Here is an 18,784-nt window from a genome sequence, read left to right as displayed (position 1 = left end):
GCAGCGCCGCGACCCCGTCGTAGATGGGCCCGTAGACCGCGTCAGCCGCGTCCGGCGCGCGCTCGAGGGGCGGGTTGGTGAGGGACGGCGGACACCGCCCGAGACGCCCCCCGGCGGTGCGCCGGGGGGCTTCTCGGTCGGAGTCGAGGGCGCGTGCGGGCGTGACGCTGGCGTCCCGCTCGACCGCGACCTCTGGCTCAGGCGTTGACGTTGACGACGATCTCGTGCAGGCCGCTGGCACCGTTCGGGAACGGCTCGGCGCGCGCGGCGGTCTGCGCCTCGCCGGTGCCGGCCACGGCGCGGGCGGCGATGCTGTGCGAGCCGTCCTCGGCCGACCACTTGTAGAACCACTGGCGCCAGTAGTTCTCACCGCCGTCGGGGCCGAGCTCGGCGTCCATCCACGGGCCACCGTCGATGCGCACCTGCACCTTCTCGATGCCGTCGCGCTCCTGGGCCCAGGCCACACCGCCGATCACGACGTCGCCAGGCTTGGACGACGACAGCGGCTTCGGGGTGTCGATGCGCGCCGAGATCTTGATGGGGGCGTCGGTGTCCCACTTGCGCTGGGTCCAGTACGCCTTCTGGTCGGCGTAAGTGGTGAGCGTCAGCCGCTCGAGCCACTTGGTCGCGCTGATGAAGCCGTAGAGGCCCGGGATGATCATGCGCACCGGGAAGCCGTGCTCGCGCGGGAGGGGCTTGCCGTTCATGCCCACCACGATCATCGCGTCGCGGCCGTCGGTGGCGAGGTCGAGCGGCGTGCTGATCGTCATGCCGTCGAAGTCGGTGGAGAGGATCTGGTCGGCCTTGGTGTTCTTGTAGCCGGCCATGTCGAGGACGTCGGTGAGCTTCACACCGAGCCAGGTGGCCGAGCCGACGTACGGTCCGCCGACGCTGTTCGAGACACAGGTGAGCGTGATGTCGCGCTCGATCATCGGCATGTCGAGCAACTGCTGGAAGGTGATCACGGTCTTCTTCTCGACGTCGCCATCGATCGTGAGCGTCCAGTCCTCCGCGCCCACGACGGGGGTGTCGAGGCGGGTGTCGACGCGGTAGAAGTCCTTGATCGGGGTGCGGAAGGGCGTGATGCCCGGCACCTGCTGGTCGAGGCCGCGGGGAAGCGCCGGCGCCGGCGAGGCGGGCGTGGGGAGCTTGATGTCCTCGGGGCGCAGGCGCAGGTTGCCGATCACGCGACCGGCGACACCGCCGGCCAGCGCGACGGCGCCGACACCGGCGATCGTGAGCAGCACCGTGCGTCGTCCACCGGTCTCGGTGGTGGCCGCCTTCTCGTTGGCCCGCGCGAGCAGCACCAGGCCGGCGGGGCCGGTGATCGCTGCCACGAGGGTGGGGATGACGTCGACGAGCTCGACGCTGGGCCGGGTGAGCACCGCGGTGCCCGCGATGGCCACGAGGACGACGAGCATGCCGGCGCCGACCGCGAGACGGCGGCGGGCCAGCACACCGGCGACGGCGGCGAGCAGCAGCACGCCGGTCATCACCGAGCCGACGAGGATCACCTTGTCGGCGCTGCCGAAGTTGCGGATGGCCCACTCCTTCATCGGGGTGGGGGTCAGGTCGATGACGGCCGAGCCGACAGCGAGCACCGGCGAGGACGCCGGGTCGATCAGCGCGGCGACGACGTGCGCCAGGCCGATCCCGAAGAGGGTGGCCAGGACGCCGTACCACGCCCAGAGGAGGAATGACTTCATGACAGTTGTTCGGCGCCGGTCGGGGGCGCGGATGGGAAGCAGAGCCCATCGATTGCGGTGATCATCAGGGGCTCTCGCGATCAGGAGGGGGTGGGAGCCCGGCGATACCCCGCGGAGAGCCGCTGATCCGGGCGCCCTCAGTCGACGGGATCGTCGCTCGCGGCGAGCGGCGACAGCACGTCGTCCCGGGGGTCGGGCGCAGGCACCTCGACCGGGTCGGGCGCGTCGGGCACCGCGATGTGCACCAAGGCGTCGCCGGCGTTGACGATCGGCGCTCGGGTGACGCCGATGACGATGCCGGCCCGATCGGCGTGGACGAGGCGGACGCGTCGTCCGAAGGTGTCGCTGAGACCGCCCAGGCGCCGTCCCTCCTCGACGTACTCGCCGAGGCGCACCTCGAGGTGGAGGATGCCGGTGCCGCGGGCACGCACCCAGCCGCTCGCGCGGGCGGCCACCGGGCGGGGCGTGTCGGCGGGCGGCTCGGAGATCTGCGACGGATCGCCGGCGGGATCGTCGAGGCGCTCCCCGGCGGGGTCGTCGGGCACGTCGTCCGGGGGGAGCATGCCGAGCGAGCCCATCACCCGCAGCACGCCGGCCACGCCGACGGCGATCGGCTCGTCCTCGAAGCGCAGCGCCTCGCCGGCCTCGTAGAGCAGCACCCGCGCGCCCGCGTCGCGCCCGGCCTGGCGCAGCGAGCCGTCGCGCAGGCGCGCGTGGAGCATCACCGGCGCGCCGAAGGCCTCCGCGAGGCGCAGCGTGCCGGGGTCGTCGAGGTCAGCGCGGATCTGCGGGAGGTTCGCGCGCCGGTCGGCGGCGGTGTGGAGGTCGATGCCGACGTCGCACTTGCTGACGACCTCGGTCATGAACAGGTGCGCGATGCGGCTGGCCAGCGAGCCGCGCGCGGAGCCGGGGAACGAACGGTTGAGGTCGCGACGGTCGGGCAGGTAGCGATCGCCGGCCATGAAGCCGAGCACGTTGACCACCGGCACCGCCACGAGAGTGCCGCGCAGCGTGCGCGGCGATAGCGCCGCCACCACCCGGCGGATCACCTCGACACCCATCACTTCGTCGCCGTGGATCGCCGCGTTCACCCAGACGGTCGGCCCGTCCTCGCGGCCGTGCACGACGCGGACCGGGAGGCTGACGTCGCCGCCGGTGACGAGGCGGGTGATCGGCAGCTCGACCTCCTTCATCGAGCCCGCGCGCACCCGCACCGACCCGATCGCGAAGGACTCGCGGGGCATGCTCAACGCCCCCGGTTCTTGCGGCGGACCCGGCGCGGCGGGCGTCCGCCGAGGTAGGAGCGGGCGGCGTCCACCAAGAAGCCCTGGCGCAGCGCCTCGCGCCCCACCAGCATCCGGAAGCCCATCTCGTCGCGGCGGGTCAGCGTGATCTCGGCGGTGACCGTGCGCCCCAGCAGCTCGATGGGCGCGAGGACGACGATCCGCTCCTGCGCGTGTCCCGTGGAGCTGCGCACCACCCGGCGGTCGTGCACGGGCCACTCGACGGTGACCGCGTCGTCGTCCGAGCGCTGCCACGGGTGGACGGCGAAACGCACCCACGCGGCGCCGTCGCGCTCGAACTCCTCGGTGTCGAAGGTGTGGAGTGCCGAGGACCGGGCACCGGTGTCGAGCTTGGCCTTCACCGAGCCGACCCCCCACGCGGGCAGACCGACCCACTCGCGCCAGCCGGCCGCGACCGGACTGCTTAGATGGGTGTCGACCACACCGCAATCCAATCAGGTCGGGAATGAAGCTCGCGATCCTCTCCCGCGCTCCGCGGTCCTACAGCACGCAACGTCTGCGCACGGCGGCCCTCGACCGGGGTCACCACGTCAAGGTCCTCAACACCCTGCGCTTCTCCATCGACCTCTCCGGCGAGGAGCCCGACCTGCAGTTCCGGGGCAAGCAGCTGAGCGACTACGACGCCGTGCTGCCACGCATCGGCAACTCGATCACCTACTTCGGCACCGCCGTCGTGCGCCAGTTCGAGCAGATGGACGTCTACACGCCCAACACCGCCAACGGCATCAGCAACTCGCGCGACAAGCTGCGCGCCTCCCAGATCCTCTCGCGCCACAACATCGGCATGCCCGAGACGACCTTCGTGCGCGACCGCGCCGACGTGATCCCGGCGATCGAGCGCGTCGGCGGGGCGCCCGTGGTGATCAAGCTGCTCGAGGGCACCCAAGGCATCGGCGTGATCCTCGCCCCCGAGATCAAGGTCGCCGAGGCGATCATCGAGACCCTGCAGAGCACGCGCCAGCAGGTCCTCATCCAGCGCTTCGTCGCCGAGTCGAAGGGACGCGACATCCGCGCGCTCGTGGTCGGCGACCGCGTGGTGGCCGCGATGCGCCGCGTCGCCAAGGGCGACGAGTTCCGCTCGAACGTGCACCGCGGCGGCTCCGTCGAGCCGGTCTCGCTCGACGAGGAGTACGAGCGGGTCGCCGTGCGCGCCGCGCAGATCATGGGCCTCAAGGTCGCCGGCGTCGACATGCTCGAGGGCGACGACGGGCCGCTGATCATGGAGGTCAACTCCTCCCCCGGCCTCGAGGGCATCGAGCAGGCCACCAAGCTCGACGTCGCCGGCGCGATCATCGACTACATCGACAACCAGGTCGCCTTCCCGCAGATCGACGTGCGCGAGCGCCTCAGCGTCTCCACCGGCTACGGCGTGGCCGAGCTCGTCGTCCACGGTGACGCCGACCTCGTCGGCAAGACGCTCGGGGAGTCGGGACTGCGCGAGCGCGACATCACCGTGCTCACCCTCCACCGCGGCACGACGGTGGTGCCCAACCCCTTCGATCGCCACCTGCTCCAGGCCGAGGACCGACTGCTGTGCTTCGGCAAGCTCGAGGAGATGCGCTCGATGATCCCCACCCGCCCGAAGCGCCGACAGCGGGTGAAGAAGCTGCCGAAGAAGCCGATCATCGAGGGGTGAACTCCCGCGTTGGCGGTGGGTGCGCCGGTTGTCGGAGGGTTGCGGTTTGGCGCCAATCCGCAGCATTCGGCCCCGATCGGTTGCGGTTTGCCACCAATCGGCGCCCGTATGGAGCGCGCTCGGCACAGCCGGGCGGCGCCACGGCAGGATGAACCCATGACCGACACCACCGAGCGTCCCGAGCTCGTGCACCTCGACGTCGCCGACGCCGTCGCCACCATCACCCTCGACTCGCCCCACAACCGCAACGCGCTCTCGCGCCAGCTGATCACCGAGCTGCGCGCGCACCTGGCCACCGTCGAGGACGACGCGTCGGTGCGCGTCGTCCGCCTCGTGTCGTCGGGTCGGGTGTTCTGCTCGGGTGCCGACCTGTCGGAGGCCTCCACGGTGCCGATGCAGGAGGGGGCTCGCGCGATCTGCGACCTCCAGCGCCAGATCGTCGCCCTGTCGAAGCCGGTGGTCGTCGTCGTGAGCGGGGCGGCACGCGCGGGCGGCATCGGGATCGTCGCGGCAGCGGACGTCGCCGTGGTCGCCGAGGACGCCACCTTCGCGCTCACCGAGGTCAAGCTCGGGCTGACGCCCGCGGTCATCTCGCTTACCGTGCTGCCGCGGCTGACCTCGCGGGCGGCATCGCTGACCGCGCTCGGGGGCGAGGTGTTCACCGGCGCCGAGGCGGCCGCCTACGGCCTGGTGACCCGCGCCGTGCCGGCCGATCAGCTCGACGCGACCGTCGACAGCATCGTGGCCTCCCTCGCCACCGGCGCCCCCCAGGGACTCGCCGAGACCAAGAAGCTGCTCAACGCCGATCTCCTGCACCGCATCGACACCGGCGCCGACGATCTCATCGAGCTCAGCGCCCGCCTCTTCGGCTCCGACGCCGCCCGCGAGGCGATGACGGCGTTCCTCAGCCGCGGCAAGGGCTGAGCGGCCGCGCCGGCGGCCTCTCGACCCCGACCTCGACCAAAGAAGAGGACGACGCGTCAGGCGCCGCGCAGCTTGTCGACGAACGTGGCGTCGGCGCGCTGCGCCAGGCCGGCGAGGACGACGTCGAGGTCGTCACCCACGACGGCGTCGTCGATCACGTCCTGGCGCACGAACCCGGCGTCCACGAGCCCCTGCAGCGAGTGCAGGAACGGCTGCCAGAAACCGCCCACGTCGAGGAACGCGACGGGGTCGGCGTTGAAGCCGATCTGGCGCCAGCTCCAGACCTCGATGATCTCCTCGAGGGTGCCGAGGCCTCCGGGCAGGCAGAGGAAGGCGTCGGCGAGGTCGGCCATCAGCGCCTTGCGCTCGTGCATGGTCTCGACCACGTGGAGCTCGGTGAGGTCGTCGCGACCCCACTCGCGCTCGACCATCGAGCGCGGGATCACGCCGACGACCTCGCCCCCGGCATCGAGCGCGCCCTGGGAGACCGCGCCCATGAGCCCGTGCCCCCCGGCGCCGTAGACGAGGCCGATGCCGCGCTCGGCGAGGCCCCGGCCGACGGCGGTGGCGGCGTCGACGAGCGCGGGGTCCGAGCCCGAGGCCGACCCGCAGAACACCGCCACCCGACTCAGCCGGCGCACGGTCGATCGTGATCGAGACGACTCCGGTTGCGAGATCCCTGCCATGGCGTGCAGTGTCGCAGCAGCCGGAGTCGTCCGGTCAGGACCGGTCCTCCAGGTAGGCGGTCAGCGCCGACACGAGCGTGCGGCGCGCCCGGTCGGGATCGGTCGGCGCGCCGAGCAGCGTGTCGGTGCGGAAGCCGCGCAGACCGCTGGCGAGCACCACGGCGACGTCGCGCAGGCGCTCCTCGTCGACGTCCAGGCCGTGGAGGAACTTCACGAACGCCCGCGACCATCGCTCGTCGAGGTCGTGCAGCACCGCAGCGGTGCGCGGATGCGTCTCGACGAGGACGTCGAAGTTGCGCGGCAGCGCGGCCCGCACGGTCTCGACGGCCACGCCGTGAGGCGATCCGAGCACCTGCAGGTAGAGGTCGGCGACCTCGGCCAGGCGGCCGCCGACGGTCGCGCTGGTCGGAGCGGCCCACATGCTCGGGCCCGCCTCGATGATCGAGGCGACGACCGCGGCCCAGAAGCCGTCGGCGTCCTCGAAGAGGTTCTGCACCGAGCCCCAGCTGAGCCCGGCCTCCTTGGCGATGAGATTGACCGAGGCCGCCTCGGTGCGACCGGACGCGAGTTGGTCCAGCGCGGTATTCATCAATTTCTCGCGCGCTGCGATTCCGCGCTTGTTCGGGCGCTTGGGCGCGCGACTATCCGTTACCCCCACTACAACCCCCCTTGTTGTGGTCGGCGATGGCGACATTAGAGCAGGGATCGTGAGGTGGTGTGATCCGAGGCACGCCGGTGGACGCCTGCCCCTTCACGAAAGGAGCCACACCTTCAATTTCCTTTGTCGAAAGGAAATTCAGGAACGCCGAGCGGAGGGTGACAAATACTGCTCCCACCCCGGCCGGCGTTCTCGATCACCGACACGACGACCGCCCGTCGCCGTCCGCGCGGGGCCGGGCGACTACAGTGAGGCGCTTGCCGCAGGGCGGTGAGCCCGACCCGCACGGGTCGGGGAGGCAACGGGAGCACAGGGGCGTCGAGCGGTGGCAGAGGAGCTCGTGGAGCGCGAGGTCGCGGCGGAGCAGACCTTCGTCGACCGGGTCTACCAGCAGCTGGAGAAGGCCGGGCGCAATGCGGAGGAACTCGCCCGCGAGGGCCACTCGCGCGGGCGGCTGGGCCACGAGGGCGGTCTCGTCGAACGCGACGCGATGGTCTTCCAGGCCGCCAAGCGCATCGCGCAGCTGGATGCCGCCCACGAGGGCCTCGTCTTCGGTCGCCTCGACCTCGACGCCGCCGTCGACCCCGAACCCCGCTACGTCGGCCGCATCGGCCTGCGCGACGAGGACCGCGACTCCCTGCTCATCGACTGGCGCGCCCCCGCGGCCGCGGTGTTCTACCAGGCCACGGCCGCCGAGCCGCAGGGCGTGATCCGACGCCGGGTGCTGCGCAGCACGGGCCGCACGGTGGTCGGCGTCGAGGACGAACTGCTCGACGCCGAGGCGCTCAGCGCCGCCGAGCAGGAGGGCCGCGAGCTGCCGATCGTCGGCGAGGGAGCGCTCATGGCGCAGCTCTCCCGCGCCCGCGACCGCTCGATGCACTCGATCGTGGCCACCATCCAGGCCGAGCAGGACAAGGCGATCCGCGCACCCGGCAAGGGCGTCGTGTCGATCTCCGGAGGTCCAGGCACCGGCAAGACGGTCGTCGCACTCCACCGTGCGGCCTACCTGCTCTACAGCGACCGCGCACGCTACGAGCGCGGCGGCGTCCTCGTGGTCGGACCATCGGGCGTCTTCATGCGCTACATCGAGCGCGTGCTGCCCTCCCTCGGCGAGACGGCGGTGGCGCTCCGCAGCCTCGGCGAGGTCGTGGACGACGTCCGCGCGACGCGTCATGACGAGCCCGCCGTGGCCGACATCAAGGGCGCGGCCCGGATGGCGGAGCTGATGCGCCGCACCGCGCGCCAGCAGGCCCCCGGGAGCCCGCGCGAGTTCCGCGTGTTCTGGCGCGACGACGTGCTCCGCCTCGACCGCGGCCGCCTCGGCCAGCTGCGCCGCCAGCTGATGTCGCAGGGGCTACGCAACAGGCAGCTGCCGCGCATCTCCCGCGCGCTGCTCGACGCGCTCTGGCGTCAGGTGCGCAGCGAGCGGGGCCGCGAGGAGGGGCGGGAGAAGTTCGATGACGAGATGCTCTCGCGCGAGGACTTCCTCGACTTCGCCCTCGGCTGGTGGCCGCCGCTCGACGCGGCCACGGTGCTGTCGTGGCTGGGCGACGCCGAGTTCCTGGCCCGCGTGGGCGAGGGGCTGCTGAGCGCCGAGGAGCAGGCGCGCGTGGTGAAGACGTGGGAGGGCATCGACCCCGCACGCCCGATCGGTCCGCAGATCTCGATCGAGGACGTGCCGCTGCTCGACGAGCTGCGCTACCTGCTCGGCGACCTGCCGGCGAAGGCCGACGACGAGCGCGACGACCCGGTCGGGCTCATCGAGGGTGCCGTCGACATCCAGGAGCTGATGACCGCCGCGGATCGCGAGTTCGCACCCGCCGGCCGCTCCTGGCGCCCGCCGACCTCGAGCATCGAGGACGACGGCTACGCGCACGTGCTGATCGACGAGGCGCAGGACCTCACGCCGATGCAGTGGCGCATGGTCGGACGCCGCGGCCGCACTGCATCGTGGACGATCGTGGGCGACCCCGCGCAGTCGTCGTGGCCCGTGCCCGCCGAGGCCGCCGCCGCCCGCGCCGAGGCGCTCGAGCGCAAGCAGCTGCACGAGTTCCACCTGTCGACGAACTACCGCAACTCCGCCGAGATCTACGCCCACGCGGCGGCCTACGCCCGTCGCGTCGGCCTCGACGCGGACCTCCCCGACGCCGTGCGGCGCACCGGCGAGGAGCCTCGTCACGTGGAGGTCGACGAGGCGGACGGGGCCGACGGGGCGCTCGAGGCCGCCACCCGCGCAGCCGTGCTCGAGGTCGCCGGCCGCGTCGCCGGCACCGTGGGCATCGTGGTGCCGGTGGCCCGCCGCTCGGAGGTCAACGCCTGGCTCGCCGGCTGGCCCGAGCTCGCCGCCGACGCCCCCGGCGCTCGCGCCGCCGTCGACTCCACCGTGCAGCCCTCCGGCGAGGACCGCGTCGTCGTCCTCACCGGCCTCGACACCAAGGGCCTGGAGTTCGACGCGATCGTGGTGGTGCGTCCGCAGGAGATCGAGGACGAGTCCGCCACCGGCCGCGCCACGCTCTACGTCGTCCTCACCCGCGCCACTCAGCTGCTCACGACCGTCGGTTGAGGGCGGCGGCCGGGGGCGGATTCACCGGCCGGCCGGTGAAACTGGCACTGGGACGACGGAGTTCCATCGGCCAGGTGCTAGAAACGTCGTCCCAGTCGCGGCAGAAACCTCGGCCGGCCGGTGAAACTGCCGCACGGCCGAGCGCCGCTCAGCCGCCGTCGGGCAGGGCCATCTCGAAGCGGGCGAGGGCGGGATCGCGCAGGCCGACGGCGTCGTGTTCCCACCACACCTCGCGGTAGACGACCCGCCCGGTCATCCACGGCTCGTGCGCCGAGAGCGCGGCCACCTGGAAGGCGGGGCCGGGGATGCGCGGCGACGGGGCGTCGATGCCGTAGGCCGATGCGGGCACGAAGCCGTGACGGCTGTAGTAGCCCGGTGCCCCCTCGAGGACGACGAACGGCGCGCCCGAGCGGTCGGCCTCCGCGAGGGCGGCCGCGAGCAGGCCGGCACCGATCCCACGGCGCTGCTGCCCGGGGGCGACCGCGAGAGGGCTCAGCAGCAGGACGTCGAGGCGCTCGCTGCGGGTGTCGAGCCAGGCGTGGCTCAGAGCGACGTGCCCGACGACCGTGGACGACGCCCCACGGCCGCCGCTCGGGATCTCACCCGCGGGGGCGAGCGCCACCAGCTCGACGCCGACGAGCTCGCGCGCGCGGACGTCGTCCACGAGGTCGGCGACCGCGGGCCCCTCGTCGGCGAACGCGGTGCGCAGCAGGGCGGTGATCGCGGCGTGGTCCTCAGCGGTCACGGCGCGGACGGGGACGGGGCCGTCGGGGGCAGCACTGCTCACCCGCCGACCGTAGCGCCAGCCGTCGGTCGGCGCGGTCACCTCCCGCCGTCTCGTTCCGCCGGCGCCCCGGCAGTGCGGCGACTTCATCCGTGAGACGCGCGGGTCGTGTCGGGGGAGTGTCGTACGGTGCGTGACGCCGATCACCTCACGGCGTCGGCGCCCTCGTCACCCCACGCGGGTGTGCCACCCGGCCCACCCGTTCCGGTGCCCCCCGGAAGGAACACCCATGCCTCGTCGTCCTCTGCTCGCTCGACTCACCGCACTGGTGGGCCTGCTGCTCGCCGCCCTCGGCGCCACCACGCTGGCGCCCGCACCCGCGCGCGCCGCCGACGCGCCGCTGCCCGTGCCCTACGGCTTCCTGCCCGCGGCGATCCTGGGCGGCACGCCCGGAGCGAACGCCCCGGGCACCAACGACTTCACCTGCAAGCCGAACGCGGCGCACCCGCGGCCCGTCGTCCTCGTGCACGGCCTGCTCGGCAACCGCTCGACGAACTGGCCGACCTTCGGGCCCCTGCTGAAGAACGAGGGCTACTGCGTCTTCGCGCTCACCTACGGCGTGCAGCTGACCACCATCCCGGGCGCCGACACCTTCGGCGGGGTGGGCGACATGCGCGTCAGCGCCCGCGAGCTCGCGACCTTCGTCGACAAGGTCCTCGCCGCCACCGGCGCCAGCAAGGTCGACCTCGTCGGCCACTCCGAGGGCACCGTGATGCCGCAGTACTACCTGAAGTTCCTCGGCGGCGCGGCGAAGGTGCAGAACTACATCGGCATCGCCTCGATCTACCGGGGCACCGCGATCGCCGGCACCCCGCAGCAGCTGCTGGGGCCGCTGCTCCCGGCGGGCTACGCGAACCCGCTGTGCGTCTCGTGCCTGCAGTTCTCGCCCACCTCGGACTTCTACGCCGAGCTCAACTCCGGCAACGGCATCCTGCAGCCGGGGGTCAGCTACACGAGCATCGTCACCAAGTACGACGAGCTCGTGATCCCCTACACCAGCGGCATCTACCCCGGCGTCAACAACATCGTGCTGCAGGACGTCTGTCCCACCGACCTCTCCGAGCACTTCCAGATCGTCTCCAGCCGCACCACGGCGCAGATCGTGCTCAACACCCTCGACCCGCAGCGCCGCAAGCCGGTCACCTGCTCGGTGGTGCTGCCCTTCCTGGGTGAGCTGGTCCCCGGCCTGCTCTGAGGTCGGGTCAGGCCGATCCGGGGAAGCGAGCCGAGCTGGCCACCAGCATGAAGGCCAGCAGGATGCCGATCGCCGCCGCCAGGAGCACCTCGCGACCGAGGCGGCGGCGAGCCGGCAGCGCCAGCAGCACCAGACCGACCACGCCGCCGAGCGTCGGGATGATCGGCAGCGGCGAGAGGGGCTCGATCACGGCCGAGGCCACGCCGAGGCCGCCGCCGATGGCCGCGACCCGGGTCAGGCTGACCGGCTGCGCACTGCGCGGCAGCGCGACGGTGGTGACGGGTCCCCCGGAGGCCAGCTGGTCGGGCGCCAGCGTGCGCAACAGCAGCGTGGACGACGCGGGGTCGACGACGACGACCACGTCGCGGTAGCGGTCCTCCATCGCGTGGCGGCGCACCAGCGTGTCGAGCTGGTGACCGCGGTCGGCGGGCGGGAAGCGCACCGGGGCGAGGAGGAGCTCGACCTTGGGCTGCGCGCCGAGCTGCTTGACCACGCGCGCCGCCTCGGGAGTGGGGCCGGTGAGGACGAGCGGGTCGCGCCCGAGGCGACCGCGGATGCGGGCGAGCTCGGCGTCCTCGACGCCGACGCTGACCACGCGGATGAGCTGGCGTTCGGGCACGTCTCGACGATACGCGGGGGTTCCCAGGGCCGGCGGCCGCGATCCCGGTCGGAGCGACGACGACCGGGCAGGGCAGCGCCCGTCGTCCACCGGCATCGGCGGTGCGGGCCGGAGAGCGGAACCGGGCGGCGTGGGAGCCGCGGGCGCGCCTAGGCTTCGCCCATGTCGTCCGCGCCTGCGCCCCGCACCGCCCTGACCGCCCGGGAGGCCATCGCGGCCGTCCAGGGGCACGAGGCGTGGGCGATCATCCGGCGCTCGACCCGGGCCGGCGACCGCGACACCGTGGGTGTGCTCGGCGGCACTCGCAGCGTGGTCGAGCAGATCATGGACATCCCGCTCAGCGAGGGCGCTCCGGCCCCCGGGCGCACCTGCGACCGCCTGGTCGCCGTCCCCTTCCGCCAGGTCACCGAGCGCGGATTCGACGCCCACGACGACGGCACCCCGCTCGTGGTGGTGGACGTGGCCGAGGAGCACGAGTTCTCGGTCGCCGAGGTCGTCGAGGCGATCGACGAGGTGCCCGTGGAGTTCGCCGACCGCGGCGGCTTCGACCTGGACGACGACGCCTACGCCGCCATGGTCGAGCGGATCATCCGCGACGAGATCGGCCAGGGCGAGGGCGCCAACCTCGTCGTGGGTCGCACCTTCCGCGCCCGGGTGGCCGACTGGGGCGCAGCCACCGCGCTCGAGGTCTACCGCCGCCTGCTCGAGCGCGAGCGCGGCGCCTACTGGACCTACATCTTCTTCACCGGCGATCGTTACCTCATCGGCGCCAGCCCCGAGCGCCACGTGTCGGTGCACGGTGGCGACGTGCGGATGAACCCGATCTCCGGCACCTTCCACCTGCGCCCGCCGGCCGGCGAGAAGCGCTCGACCGAGGAGCGGCTCGCGGCGTTCCTGCGCGACGAGAAGGAGATCTACGAGCTCTTCATGGTGGTCGACGAGGAGCTCAAGATGATGTGCGACATCTGCACGGAGGGCGGGCAGGTGCTCGGGCCGTTCCTCAAGCCGATGACCCATCTCATCCACACCGAGTACCTGCTCGCGGGGCGCACCACGCGCGACGTCCGCGAGGTGCTGCGCGACACGATGTACGCCGCCACCGTCACCGGTTCGCCGGTGGAGAACGCCTGCCGCCTGATCAAGGCCTACGAGCCGGAGGGACGCGGCTACTACGCGGCCGCCCTCGCCCTGTTCGGTCGCGATGGCGACGGCGCGCCCGTCGTCGACTCCCCCATCGTCATCCGCACCGCCGACGTCGACCTCGACGGCAACCTGAAGGTCACTGCCGGCGCCACGTTGGTGCGCGACTCCGTGCCCGCCTACGAGGTGGCCGAGACCCATGCCAAGGCAGGCGGCATCCTGTCGGCGTTCGGGCTCGTGCCGCCGGCGCCGGTGCCCACCACCGACGTCGCCACGCTCGTGGCCGACGAGGAGGTGCTCATCGCCCTCGCGAGCCGCAACAACCGGCTCTCCGGCTTCTGGCTCGCCGACCAGGCCGGAACCCCGGTCGACCCGCGGCTGATCGGCAAGCGCGCAGTCATCCTCGACGGCGAGGACGACTTCGTGAACATGCTGCGCCACATGCTCACCCGCATGGGCGTGAGCAGCGCGGTGGTGCGCCACGAGGACTACGCCGACGGCGTCCTCGACGACTACGACCTCGTCATCGTCGGCCCGGGTCCGGGCGACCCGCGCGCGGACGACGACCCCAAGATGGCCAACCTGCGGGCGGCCGTGGCGCGCCTGCTCGAGCGGCAGCAGCCGTTCCTCGCCGTGTGCCTGGGCCACCAGGCGCTGTGCCACCAGCTCGGCATCCCGCTGGCCTACAAGGACATCGTCTTCCAGGGCACGCAGGCCCAGGTGTGGCTCGACGGCAGGCCGCAGCGGGTGGGGTTCTACAACACCTTCGTCGGCCGCCCGGACGACGCGACCGTGCTCCCTGCCGGCGTGCGCGTCGACGCCGACCCCGACACCGGCGACGTCCACGCCGTCGCCGGACCGCACTACCGGGGCGTGCAGTTCCACGCCGAGTCGATCCTCACCGAGCGCGGATTCGAGATCGTGCACGACCTCGTCTGCGCGGTGCTGCTGGGCTGAGCGGCGCGAGGCGAGCGTGGCCGCGCGGGCTCCCGACGTCGTCGTGGTCGACCACCACGACTCCTACACCTGGAACCTGGTGCATCTCGTCGCGCAGGTGACCGGCGTGCTGCCGAGCGTGGTGCAGCACGACGAGGCCGAGCCGGACGACGTGCTGGCCCACGAGTTCGTGGTGCTCTCGCCGGGGCCGGGACACCCCGCGGTCGAACGCGACTTCGCGGTGGGTCGCGCGGTCCTCGCGGCGGGGCGTCGTCCGGTGCTCGGGGTGTGCCTGGGCCTGCAGGGGATCGTGACGACCTTCGGCGGCGTGGTCGACCGGGTCGCGCCCGGGCACGGCGTGCTGGCACGGGTGCGCCACGCCGGCACCGGACTGTTCACCGGCGTGCCCGACGGTTTTGCCGCCGTTCGCTACCACTCGCTGGCCGCCCTGCGCCTGCCGGAGTCGCTCGCCGCCACGGCCACTGACGAGCACTCGGACCTCACGATGGCCGTGGCCCACCGCGACCTCCCCGTCGCGGGCGTCCAGTTCCACCCCGAGTCGGTGCTGAGCGAGTACGGGGCCGCGATCGTGGCGAACTTCCTGGCGGGACGATGAGCGCCGCGGCGGGCACAGCGGGCAGCAGCGCGGAGGAGTTCTTCGCGCAGGTCGCCGCACAGCATCGGCGCTGCGTGTGGCTCGACGGCGGTGGCGCGCGGGACTGGTCGCGTCGCCGCTCGGTGATCGGCTGGCTCGACGACGACGACGTGTCCCTCAGCTACAGCGCAGCGCGGCGCGAGGTCACCCGGCACGCCGCCGGGCGCTCGGAGGTGGTGGGCGACGACCCGTTCGTCGTCCTCGAGGCGGAGCTGGCGGCCCCGGGCGGGCGACCCGACCAGTGGTTCGGCTACTTCGGCTACGCCGCCCGCACCGACCTGCCGGCGCGCCCCGACCCCGACCTCCCGGACGCCGTGTGGCTGCGGCCCTCGCACCTGCGCTCGTTCGAGCACGACGCCGACGGTGTCACATCTGCCCCACAGGCCCCAGTGGGACGAGGTTTCTGGCACATGGACGACGGAGTTCCGTCGTCCATGTGCCAGATTCACCGGCCGGCCGGTGAATCCGGCCCCTCGGCCGCCCCCGACTACGTCGCCGCCTTCGCCCGGGTGCAGGAGGCGCTGCACGCGGGCGACTCCTACGAGGTCAACCTGACCCGCCGGCAGCAGGTGACGAGCGTCCACGGGCCGGTGGCGGCCTACCTGCGCCTGCGCGCGATGAACCCCGCCCCCTACGCCGGCTTCCTGCAGCACGACGTGGACGACGCCCGCGCTTGGCTGCTCAGCAGCTCGCCCGAGCGCTACGCCCTCATCGACGCCGACGCGCGGGGCCGCGTGATCGAGACCAAGCCGATCAAGGGCACCACCCAGCGCGGTGCCACGGCAGCCGAGGACGACGCCGCGCGGGCCCACCTGGCCAGCGACGCGAAGTTCCGCGCCGAGAACCTCATGATCACTGACCTCCTGCGCAACGACGTCGCGATGGTGAGCGAGCCGGGGTCGGTGGAAGTGCCGGCGCTGATGGAGGTCGAGTCGTACGCCAGCGTGCACCAGCTGGTCTCGACCGTGCGCGGCCGGTTGCGCGACAACATCTCGACCCTCGGCGCGTTGCGGGCGCTGTTCCCGGCCGGATCCATGACGGGTGCCCCGAAACTGCGCACGATGGAGATCATCGACGCCGTCGAGGCCACGCCGCGCGGCGTCTACTCGGGGGCGTTCGGCTGGATCGCCGGCGACGGCCGGGCCGACCTCGGCGTGGTCATCCGCAGCCTCGTCACCGACGGCACCGTGGACGACGCCGGGCGCACCGCCTACACGCTCGGCACCGGTGGCGGCATCACGGTCGCCAGCGAGGTGGGCGACGAGTGGGCCGAGACGTGCTGGAAGGCCGAGCGGCTCCTGCGCGCGCTCGCCGAGTGACCGCTACGCCGCTGCCCGCCCCGGGCGCGACCGCCGCCGGCCGCGGCCTAGATCGAGGGCGGCAGCTGCAGGCGCTGGGTGGGCTCCTCGGCAGCCTCCGCTCGCGGCGGGAGGCCGGGGATGTGCTGCTTGATGACCTTCTCGGTACGCGGGTCGAGGACGATCTCGTGGGTGTCTCCGTCGCGGCCCTCGAAACGCACCGACACCGTCTCGAAGCCCTTGTGCCGCTGGGTCTGGGCGTACATCGCGTAGGCGCGGCGGTCGGCGTCGGTGAGGTCGACGGCATCCGTGAACGGAGTGAGCAGCGCGCGGGGCCACAGCCGTCGCGCGAGGACGACGTTGACCTCGATGCCCAGCACGCCGGCGACGGCGAGGATGTAGAGCAGGCCCATCAGACCGAGCACCAGACCGAAGGTGGGGTCGATGCCGTTGCGGTCGGTGGAGTTCAGGGTGTTCTTCACATAGAGCGTTCCGAGGTGCTGGGCGATCTGCCACAGCACCGCGATCGTGTAGCCGCCGGGCGCGGCGTTGACCACCTTGGCCCGGGTTGCCCGGGCCGCGGCCAATCGCAGCAGCACCGTGAGACCGGCACCGAGGAGGATCACCGTGACGATGCGCACCAGCCAGGTGAACCACCACTGGTCGGAGATCGAGCCGATGAGATTGGTGGAGGTGAGGATCGCCGAGCCGACCGAGACGATGAGGATCAGCGTGCCGGCTGTGGCGAGGAGCACCAGGCTGTTGAGGCGGGTCATCACGGGGTGCGGGCGGGTGTTGCGCGGCACCGCCCAGGCGGCTGATTGCACGTTCTGCAGCGCCAGCCCGAGGCCGACCGCACCGTAGAGCGCGCCGAGGGCACCGATGATGACGCCACCCGTCGATCCCTGCAGGCCGTCCGGTCGACCGAGCCGGTCGCCGATGATCGGGAACTGGGCCAGGGCCGAGTCGAGCACCTGCTGCTGCAGGTCGGGGTTGCCCTGCAGGACGAAGCCGAGGATCGAGGTGCCGAGCAGCAGGAGCGGGAAGATCGCGAGGAAGGCGTAGAAGGTCAGGATCGCCGCGAGGTAGTTGCCCTGGTCGTCGAAGAACTTGTAGATGACCGCCAGCGGGAAACCGACGACCGAGCGCTTGCGCTGCGCGCGGTCGAGATCGCCGACGAAACCCACGGGGGCAACTTAGGGCATCGACCCCGCGGCACCGGGGAGGACCCAGGTTCGCGGGGCCGAGCCCAGCTCGACCTAGCGCCGGGGACGGTCGCGGACCTGGCCGACGATGCTCTCGCCGACCGCCACGCCGATCACGACGGCGATCGCGGTGAGCCCGAGCGTCACCACCTTGCCGCCGGCCGAGTCGTCGCTCAGCAGCGTGGTGACGAGGGTGATGAGAAAGATCAGGACGCCGGCCAGGCGGCCGGGGTGGTCGATGAGGTGCTGCACCGGTGCGGGGCGGGCCATGGGGGATCCTTCGCGTGGACTGGGTGGACCTTGACGGAAACGGGTGGACAGGGAAAGGGACCGCGCGGGGCTGGTGACCATCAGACCACCCGCCCCCGACGCCCGGGTCCACTCCTCCCCAGGGACTCCCGGGGAGGAGTGGTGGCCGTCGCGGTCAGAGACGCCGGGCACGTGATGGTGCCGCCGGTGTCACCTCTTCTCGAAGTAGGTGGCGTACGGCGGCGTGAGTCGCGAGGTGAGGCGGTAGCCGCGGTTGTAGTAGACGTCGACCGTGGCGTCCGAGACGTACTTCAGCGCCTGGAAGACCGTAGCCGCCGCGGCCGCGCACAAGGCGACCTGGGGGCCGGCACAGAGAGTGCCGAGCGCGGCGCCGGTGGCGGTGAGGCCGAGACCGGCCAGCTTCTTGGCCTCCGAGCGCGACCAGTGGGCGAACAGGCCGGTCCACCCGACCTTGAACGACGGGTCCGCGGTGATGGGGTAGACGGTCGACTCGGTCGGCGTGACGGTCTGCAGGAGCGTCATGCCGCGCACCTCGTAGCGGGTGGGCACGGGGGCTCCGGTGGCGTCGAGCGCCCAAGGAGCGGCGAACTCGCCGACGACGGCCTCGCCCGCGGCCTCTGCCCCGGCACCCGCCGCAGCCGCATCGACCGCGTCGACGCTCGGCGCCACGAGATCGACGGTGCCGTCGTCGTCCGCGACGAGGCGTGCACCCTCGCCGGCGCTCACCGGGAAGGACAGCGAGTGCGGCGCCTGCGGGGAGGCGAGCACGGCGACCAGCTGCGTGCCGCCCTCAGCGGTGGCGGTGGCAAGCAGGCTGGCGTCGGGGGCGACCCCGGTGTAGACGGCGCCGCCCGCGGCGTCCTGCGCGGGCGCATCGCCGCTGCCCGGCAGCCCGATCTCGACCGCGTTGCCGCCGCCGGAGATCTGCACCGCCCCGGACGCGTCGGAAGGCAGCTGGACTGCCGCGTCGGACGTGGCGGGCACGGTGGCCTCGACGAGTTCGCCGGCGGCCTCGACGGCCTGCTCGACGGCTGTGACCGAGGGCGCGCCGCTCGCGGCGATCGCCGGTGAGGTGGCCGAGGGAGCGAGGACGCCGAGCACGGCACTCCCCGCGAGGAGAAGGGCAGCAGGGGCCCGATGGAAGTACGACATATCCCGAGAGTTCCGTTTCAGTGCTGGGCCGAAGCCCGCAGTCGACCATCGAC

Annotated in this window: 17 protein-coding genes and 1 pseudogene; 8 read left to right on the top strand and 10 right to left on the bottom strand. The window is 72.5% G+C overall.

The genetic code is table 11. The features are described from left to right. Window positions 1-197: 197 nt before the first annotated feature. From ACERUN_RS17220 to ACERUN_RS17210, 3 genes are all read right to left on the bottom strand, one after another. Window positions 198-1,706 carry a molybdopterin-dependent oxidoreductase gene (locus ACERUN_RS17220; RefSeq protein ID WP_370291274.1) on the bottom strand — a complete coding sequence of 503 codons (1,509 nt, stop codon included), beginning with the start codon at window positions 1,704-1,706 and terminating at the stop codon, window positions 198-200. Between the two features lie 137 nt (window positions 1,707-1,843). Further along, entirely contained in the window at window positions 1,844-2,950 is a 1,107-nt protein-coding gene (locus ACERUN_RS17215; RefSeq protein ID WP_370291272.1) for a succinylglutamate desuccinylase/aspartoacylase family protein, read from the bottom strand. Window positions 2,951-2,952: 2 nt separating this feature from the next. Beyond that, window positions 2,953-3,432, bottom strand: coding sequence for an ATP-dependent zinc protease (locus ACERUN_RS17210; protein WP_370291271.1), 480 nt, complete (start codon window positions 3,430-3,432; stop codon window positions 2,953-2,955). Window positions 3,433-3,455: 23 nt separating this feature from the next. On the opposite strand from ACERUN_RS17210, the pseudogene ACERUN_RS17205 reads away from it, so the two are divergent. The 3 genes and pseudogenes from ACERUN_RS17205 to ACERUN_RS17195 all read left to right on the top strand — a co-directional run. After that, window positions 3,456-4,316, top strand: a pseudogene (locus tag ACERUN_RS17205) (RimK family alpha-L-glutamate ligase); the annotation flags it as partial. A 27-nt stretch (window positions 4,317-4,343) separates the two neighbouring features. Then, window positions 4,344-4,646: a cation:proton antiporter regulatory subunit gene (locus ACERUN_RS17200; protein WP_370291276.1), complete on the top strand. Its 303-nt coding sequence runs from the start codon at window positions 4,344-4,346 to the stop codon at window positions 4,644-4,646. A gap of 156 nt (window positions 4,647-4,802) precedes the next feature. Continuing rightward, on the top strand, window positions 4,803-5,570 hold the full coding sequence (locus tag ACERUN_RS17195) for an enoyl-CoA hydratase-related protein (protein ID WP_370291270.1): 768 nt from the start codon (window positions 4,803-4,805) through the stop codon (window positions 5,568-5,570). 56 nt (window positions 5,571-5,626) lie between these two features. Here the strand turns inward: ACERUN_RS17195 and ACERUN_RS17190 are convergent, their stop codons facing one another. Next, the gene (locus ACERUN_RS17190) at window positions 5,627-6,211 is read right to left on the bottom strand and encodes a TIGR00730 family Rossman fold protein (protein ID WP_370291269.1); all 585 of its coding nucleotides are present in this window, start codon (window positions 6,209-6,211) and stop codon (window positions 5,627-5,629) included. Between the two features lie 79 nt (window positions 6,212-6,290). Further along, window positions 6,291-6,845, bottom strand: coding sequence for a hypothetical protein (locus ACERUN_RS17185; protein ID WP_370291267.1), 555 nt, complete (start codon window positions 6,843-6,845; stop codon window positions 6,291-6,293). A 394-nt stretch (window positions 6,846-7,239) separates the two neighbouring features. Here ACERUN_RS17185 and ACERUN_RS17180 point away from each other — a divergent pair, with 394 nt between their 5' ends. After that, window positions 7,240-9,477 (top strand): UvrD-helicase domain-containing protein, encoded by a 2,238-nt coding sequence (locus tag ACERUN_RS17180; RefSeq protein ID WP_370291265.1) that lies wholly within the window; start codon window positions 7,240-7,242, stop codon window positions 9,475-9,477. A 148-nt stretch (window positions 9,478-9,625) separates the two neighbouring features. Here the strand turns inward: ACERUN_RS17180 and ACERUN_RS17175 are convergent, their stop codons facing one another. After that, window positions 9,626-10,264, bottom strand: a complete 639-nt coding sequence (locus ACERUN_RS17175) for a GNAT family N-acetyltransferase (RefSeq protein ID WP_370291264.1) — start codon at window positions 10,262-10,264, stop codon at window positions 9,626-9,628. A gap of 226 nt (window positions 10,265-10,490) precedes the next feature. Here ACERUN_RS17175 and ACERUN_RS17170 point away from each other — a divergent pair, with 226 nt between their 5' ends. Beyond that, window positions 10,491-11,456: a lipase family alpha/beta hydrolase gene (locus tag ACERUN_RS17170; protein WP_370291263.1), complete on the top strand. Its 966-nt coding sequence runs from the start codon at window positions 10,491-10,493 to the stop codon at window positions 11,454-11,456. A gap of 7 nt (window positions 11,457-11,463) precedes the next feature. On the opposite strand, the gene ACERUN_RS17165 is transcribed toward ACERUN_RS17170, so the two are convergent. Next, window positions 11,464-12,075: a hypothetical protein gene (locus tag ACERUN_RS17165; RefSeq protein WP_370291262.1), complete on the bottom strand. Its 612-nt coding sequence runs from the start codon at window positions 12,073-12,075 to the stop codon at window positions 11,464-11,466. Between the two features lie 162 nt (window positions 12,076-12,237). Between ACERUN_RS17165 and ACERUN_RS17160 the strand changes: the two genes are divergently transcribed. From ACERUN_RS17160 to ACERUN_RS17150, 3 genes are read left to right on the top strand one after another with little or no spacing between them, the layout of a single operon-like run. After that, a complete protein-coding gene (locus ACERUN_RS17160; RefSeq protein WP_370291260.1) occupies window positions 12,238-14,172 on the top strand; it encodes an anthranilate synthase family protein in 1,935 nt (644 codons plus the stop codon). Between the two features lie 16 nt (window positions 14,173-14,188). Beyond that, window positions 14,189-14,767: an aminodeoxychorismate/anthranilate synthase component II gene (locus ACERUN_RS17155; protein ID WP_370291259.1), complete on the top strand. Its 579-nt coding sequence runs from the start codon at window positions 14,189-14,191 to the stop codon at window positions 14,765-14,767. Continuing rightward, window positions 14,764-16,125, top strand: a complete 1,362-nt coding sequence (locus tag ACERUN_RS17150; protein WP_370291258.1) for an anthranilate synthase component I family protein — start codon at window positions 14,764-14,766, stop codon at window positions 16,123-16,125. The genes ACERUN_RS17155 and ACERUN_RS17150 overlap by 4 nt, the downstream gene beginning before the upstream one ends. A gap of 47 nt (window positions 16,126-16,172) precedes the next feature. On the opposite strand, the gene ACERUN_RS17145 is transcribed toward ACERUN_RS17150, so the two are convergent. The 3 genes from ACERUN_RS17145 to ACERUN_RS17135 all read right to left on the bottom strand — a co-directional run bounded on the left by ACERUN_RS17145 (window position 16,173) and on the right by ACERUN_RS17135 (window position 18,731). After that, a complete protein-coding gene (locus ACERUN_RS17145) occupies window positions 16,173-17,291 on the bottom strand; it encodes a YihY/virulence factor BrkB family protein (RefSeq protein ID WP_370291257.1) in 1,119 nt (372 codons plus the stop codon). A gap of 72 nt (window positions 17,292-17,363) precedes the next feature. Then, complete coding sequence (locus tag ACERUN_RS17140; protein ID WP_370291256.1) at window positions 17,364-17,579, bottom strand: hypothetical protein; 216 nt, start codon at window positions 17,577-17,579, stop codon at window positions 17,364-17,366. Window positions 17,580-17,768: 189 nt separating this feature from the next. Then, entirely contained in the window at window positions 17,769-18,731 is a 963-nt protein-coding gene (locus ACERUN_RS17135) for a hypothetical protein (RefSeq protein ID WP_370291255.1), read from the bottom strand. Window positions 18,732-18,784: the final 53 nt, after the last annotated feature.

The sequence above is a fragment of the Nocardioides sp. genome (genome assembly GCF_964229035.1).
GTDB lineage: Bacteria > Actinomycetota > Actinomycetes > Propionibacteriales > Nocardioidaceae > Nocardioides.
Note: the sequence above shows the minus strand (reverse complement) of the source record. Positions and strands in the feature narration are given on the sequence as shown.

Coding starts and splice junctions, on each gene's coding strand:
- ACERUN_RS17195 (WP_370291270.1), top strand. CDS start 4,803: ATGACCGACACCACCGAGCGTCCCGAGCTCGTGCACCTCGACGTCGCC.
- ACERUN_RS17220 (WP_370291274.1), bottom strand. CDS start 1,706: ATGAAGTCATTCCTCCTCTGGGCGTGGTACGGCGTCCTGGCCACCCTC.
- ACERUN_RS17150 (WP_370291258.1), top strand. CDS start 14,764: ATGAGCGCCGCGGCGGGCACAGCGGGCAGCAGCGCGGAGGAGTTCTTC.
- ACERUN_RS17170 (WP_370291263.1), top strand. CDS start 10,491: ATGCCTCGTCGTCCTCTGCTCGCTCGACTCACCGCACTGGTGGGCCTG.
- ACERUN_RS17160 (WP_370291260.1), top strand. CDS start 12,238: ATGTCGTCCGCGCCTGCGCCCCGCACCGCCCTGACCGCCCGGGAGGCC.
- ACERUN_RS17140 (WP_370291256.1), bottom strand. CDS start 17,579: ATGGCCCGCCCCGCACCGGTGCAGCACCTCATCGACCACCCCGGCCGC.
- ACERUN_RS17185 (WP_370291267.1), bottom strand. CDS start 6,845: ATGAATACCGCGCTGGACCAACTCGCGTCCGGTCGCACCGAGGCGGCC.
- ACERUN_RS17215 (WP_370291272.1), bottom strand. CDS start 2,950: ATGCCCCGCGAGTCCTTCGCGATCGGGTCGGTGCGGGTGCGCGCGGGC.
- ACERUN_RS17135 (WP_370291255.1), bottom strand. CDS start 18,731: ATGTCGTACTTCCATCGGGCCCCTGCTGCCCTTCTCCTCGCGGGGAGT.